Genomic DNA, 3453 nt, shown 5'->3' on the forward strand with positions numbered 1-3453 from the left:
CCGCCTGCATCTGCGCCAGTGTCTGGCTGCCGACCATCGTGGCCGGCGCCAGTCCCCCCGGCGGCAGGAACGGCGCATATTGCGCCCACGCGGACACCGGCAGAACCAGTCCGGAAAAAATCAATCCATATCGCAAAGATATCATGATGTCGGCCCCGCCGAAAGCAGAAGAACACCGCCCTGCGTCCACAGCGCGTTTTTCACACCGGGGTCCACGGTCGGCACCGCAACGTCCAGAATCAGATGGCCGCTTCCGTCCACATGCAGCGCCGCCACCCCGTTCAGCACCAGCGCGCCACCACCATCCAGCGGGGCGATCCCGCCCGCCTTCCCCACTCCCAGCCACGCCAGGACATAGGACAGCGCGGCCCGGCAACTCGTCCATCCGGTCCCGCTCTGGCGCGAGACCAGCAGCAGGTCGCCGTTGCGCACGTCCGCGCTGTCCGGCAACTGCGATACCGCAATCTGCGTCACGCCCCACCCTCCAGCACCAGCAACCGCCCATCCTCGGTCCCAAGCAGCACACCGCCCTCGACCATCAGGAAAGACGAAGACGAATCCTGAGCCATCTTCAGCACCATGTTCTCCATCCCGCCGCCCAGGCATCCCGCCGCTCCCGGCAGAGCCGGCACGACCGTCAGCATCCCGCCCCCGATTTCCACGATCACGACCGCAACATTCTCGCCCCGGTCGAGCATGATCTGAATCCGGTCGCCAACGGCAAACCCGACCGTGGACGCCACCGCCACCACGCCGCTCCCGGCGGCGCAGGGCGCCACCACGCAGGTTCCCACCACGGTAAAGCGGTTCTCCTGGCGCGGCCGGGCCACATCCACACTCTGGTCGTCCGCCACCCCGCGCACGAAATCCTGCGGCTGCTGCGCCTCCCACCGCCTCCCGTCGACCAAAGCCTGTGCGGTCTGCCCGCCAGGAATGGTGCGCGCCCGCGACCGCCGGACCTTGAAGCCCGACAGATCGTCCAGCACATAATGGTCGCCGGGCCTGTAGCACCACGGTTCGCTCACGCCGCCCCTCCCGTCACGCCTGCGGCACACCCTTGATCATCTCAAGAACGATCGTGACGGTACTCCCCGCACCAGCCCCCATCGTCGTCAGCAGGATCGACCCCGTCGCCCCCGCCGCCCCCGGTCCCGGAATCCCCTGAAACCGCCGAAAATCCAGATGCCCAAAGCCCGACAGCGTCGCCAGGTCCACCGGGTCCGTCGCATCCCATTGCAGCCGCGCCACCATCCCGTGCACGTCATAGGCAATACGCCGCACCTTCAGATGCACCCCCGGCACCTGCCCGCCGACCGCAAAAGCCACGGACTGCGCATCCACGATCTTCATCGCCGCCAGCCCGGTCCCGTCACTCACATCCGTCACCCGCACGATCAGGTTGCGCGGACCATTCGCAATCACCTGAACAGTCGTCACATCCGCCATGCCGCCCTCCCCGCATCAGGGCGCAGCCGGCCCCACCGGCTGCGCCCCCGTCCTCAGCCCCGGCGCGTCGGCACCGGCTTTCTGCGCACAGGCGCCTTCTTTTCCTCGGCCGGCACCGGCGCGGTGCCGTGATAATGATGATGCACTTCCACCACGGTGCCGCGACGGGGGGCCGGAGGAGTCGGTTTGCGTTTGGTCATCAGGATTTCTCCATATGTCAGCGTTCTGTTCTTTTTTGAAAAAAAGAACCAAAAAACTTTTGATTTTTTAAGGAAAAGACTCTCACCCGCCCGTACTATACAAAACGAATAAAAGTCTTTTTGCTTCTTTTTCTTCAGAAAAAGAAGAACCCCTTAAACCCCCGGCGTCCCATACAACCCACGCCAATCCGCCCAATATCCGGAGTAGCGTTCGTAACAGGCCGCCTTGGCATTCCGCGTGTCGAAATCGTTGTCCTGATCGAACGAGATCGGATCGCGCTCGTAGTAGGTCAGCGAATTGGGCACATTGGTCCGGATGAACCACGCCGTCTGGCTGGTGAAGTAATGGTTCAGCTTGATGCCTTCGGGGAAGGCATTGGTGGCCCGCAGCACGTTGATGGCATTGTTCGCCGTATCGTTCTGCAATACCGAGTTGCACACCCGGTTCGCCTCGAACCACAGCGCCGACGGCACATTGAGCGTGCGCGGCAGCGCCGAAATCCGCATCCCCCGGTTGTTCTGGCACTGCATGATCTGCACCGTCAGATCCTCGATCGCCGCTTCCGACAGATCCGCCGCCGTCCCCAGCAGGTTGGACTGATTGCCCGCCAGCGTCGGATGACTGCCCGAAATCAGCGGCGCCCCGTCGCCCCCCAGCGCACTGGCCGAAAACGCCATGTTATAGATGCCGGCCAGCACGTTTTCCTTGGTCTGTCGCATCGAAAACGCCAGTTGCGCGGCCCGGCGCTTCGACACCGCCTCATACAGGTTGTCGCGCAGTTCCTCGTAGGTCACGATGTAACCCAGCGCATAGGCCACATGGGTAAAGCGGCTGACCGCCCCCTGCGCTTCCGTGTCGTAATAGATCTGCTGCCCCTGCGGCTTCACCGGCGCCAGGCCGAAGCCGGTAATCTCGACCTCCTCCTCATACGCCTTGTCCGAGGTCTGCTTGTCGAACAGATCCATATATTCGACGCGATGCTCGTCATAGCTGCGCCCCCACCACGCCTTGATGCCGGGCCAGAGAGCCTTGGGGTGCGCGCCCGTCGTAATTACGGCCATAGAACAGACTCCTCAGACGCCAAGGGCGCTGGTGATGGAATGAAGATTGATGCGGCAAAGCCATTTCGCATTGACGCCGATCGCATTATCGATCGCCTGATACGCCCGCAGAATGCGCATCTGCCCGGTCGCCAGCGTCCCGGCACTGCTCGACTGGATCTGCCACCCCGACTGCGCCGAAACGGTCGATCCCGCCCCCGCCACCAGGTTGACATTGCCCGACACCGCGGCCGCCGCCAGCGCACCGCCCACCGAATCCTCCTGCACGGCAAAGACCAGATTCGGATCATCGGCCACATACACATACGCCGCCTGCCCCGCCGGCAGATACGGCGCCTGGTTCTGCAACAGCGGCAGCACCAGCTCGCCGGCATTGCTGGCAATGCCCTGCATCGCCCCGGTCACCACACCGGACGCCCCGGCGGTCGCAATCCCCACCGCCGGCACACCATTGGCATCCGCCCCCGGCAACACCACCAGCGGATCACCCAGAAACAACGGCGTGGGATTGCTCGCCGGCACATAATAAACCTGCACGCCGCCGGCATACGGCGCACCGGACGCATAAGCCATCGGCCGCAGACCGAATGGAGTATTGGAATTCATCGGGCAGACCTCTGCACGGGTGAAAAGACGGCAGGCACCCAACGCGCCCACCGATCGTCCTTGCCTGTTTGTGCTGCCTGAACCCTTCTTTTTCTGAAGAAAAAGAAGCAAAAAGACTTTTTCGACGTTTCTCGATAGC

Annotated in this window: 6 protein-coding genes; all 6 read right to left on the reverse strand. The window is 63.4% G+C overall.

Annotation, left to right across the window (positions count from 1 at the left end):
* Positions 1-141 precede the first annotated feature (141 nt).
* The 6 genes from ABF821_RS20345 to ABF821_RS20370 all read right to left on the reverse strand — a co-directional run bounded on the left by ABF821_RS20345 (position 142) and on the right by ABF821_RS20370 (position 3314).
* Positions 142-474, reverse strand: coding sequence for a hypothetical protein (locus ABF821_RS20345; RefSeq protein ID WP_182975166.1), 333 nt, complete (start codon positions 472-474; stop codon positions 142-144).
* A complete protein-coding gene (locus tag ABF821_RS20350; protein ID WP_415531394.1) occupies positions 471-1025 on the reverse strand; it encodes a hypothetical protein in 555 nt (184 codons plus the stop codon). The genes ABF821_RS20345 and ABF821_RS20350 overlap by 4 nt, the downstream gene beginning before the upstream one ends.
* A gap of 13 nt (positions 1026-1038) precedes the next feature.
* Positions 1039-1446, reverse strand: a complete 408-nt coding sequence (locus tag ABF821_RS20355) for a hypothetical protein (RefSeq protein ID WP_415531395.1) — start codon at positions 1444-1446, stop codon at positions 1039-1041.
* Between the two features lie 53 nt (positions 1447-1499).
* A complete protein-coding gene (locus ABF821_RS20360) occupies positions 1500-1646 on the reverse strand; it encodes a hypothetical protein (RefSeq protein ID WP_182975169.1) in 147 nt (48 codons plus the stop codon).
* Positions 1647-1799: 153 nt separating this feature from the next.
* On the reverse strand, positions 1800-2708 hold the full coding sequence (locus ABF821_RS20365) for a hypothetical protein (RefSeq protein ID WP_114728724.1): 909 nt from the start codon (positions 2706-2708) through the stop codon (positions 1800-1802).
* A 12-nt stretch (positions 2709-2720) separates the two neighbouring features.
* Positions 2721-3314: a hypothetical protein gene (locus ABF821_RS20370; RefSeq protein ID WP_415531396.1), complete on the reverse strand. Its 594-nt coding sequence runs from the start codon at positions 3312-3314 to the stop codon at positions 2721-2723.
* Between the last annotated feature and the right edge of the window lie 139 nt (positions 3315-3453).

Source organism: Gluconacetobacter sp., from assembly GCF_047721585.1.
In the GTDB taxonomy this organism is placed as follows: domain Bacteria; phylum Pseudomonadota; class Alphaproteobacteria; order Acetobacterales; family Acetobacteraceae; genus Gluconacetobacter; species Gluconacetobacter dulcium.

Excerpts from the sequence above, each read along its gene's own strand:
- ABF821_RS20355 (WP_415531395.1), bottom strand. The coding sequence starts at position 1,446 with ATGGCGGATGTGACGACTGTTCAGGTGATTGCGAATGGTCCGCGCAAC.
- ABF821_RS20360 (WP_182975169.1), bottom strand. The coding sequence starts at position 1,646 with ATGACCAAACGCAAACCGACTCCTCCGGCCCCCCGTCGCGGCACCGTG.
- ABF821_RS20365 (WP_114728724.1), bottom strand. The coding sequence starts at position 2,708 with ATGGCCGTAATTACGACGGGCGCGCACCCCAAGGCTCTCTGGCCCGGC.
- ABF821_RS20370 (WP_415531396.1), bottom strand. The coding sequence starts at position 3,314 with ATGAATTCCAATACTCCATTCGGTCTGCGGCCGATGGCTTATGCGTCC.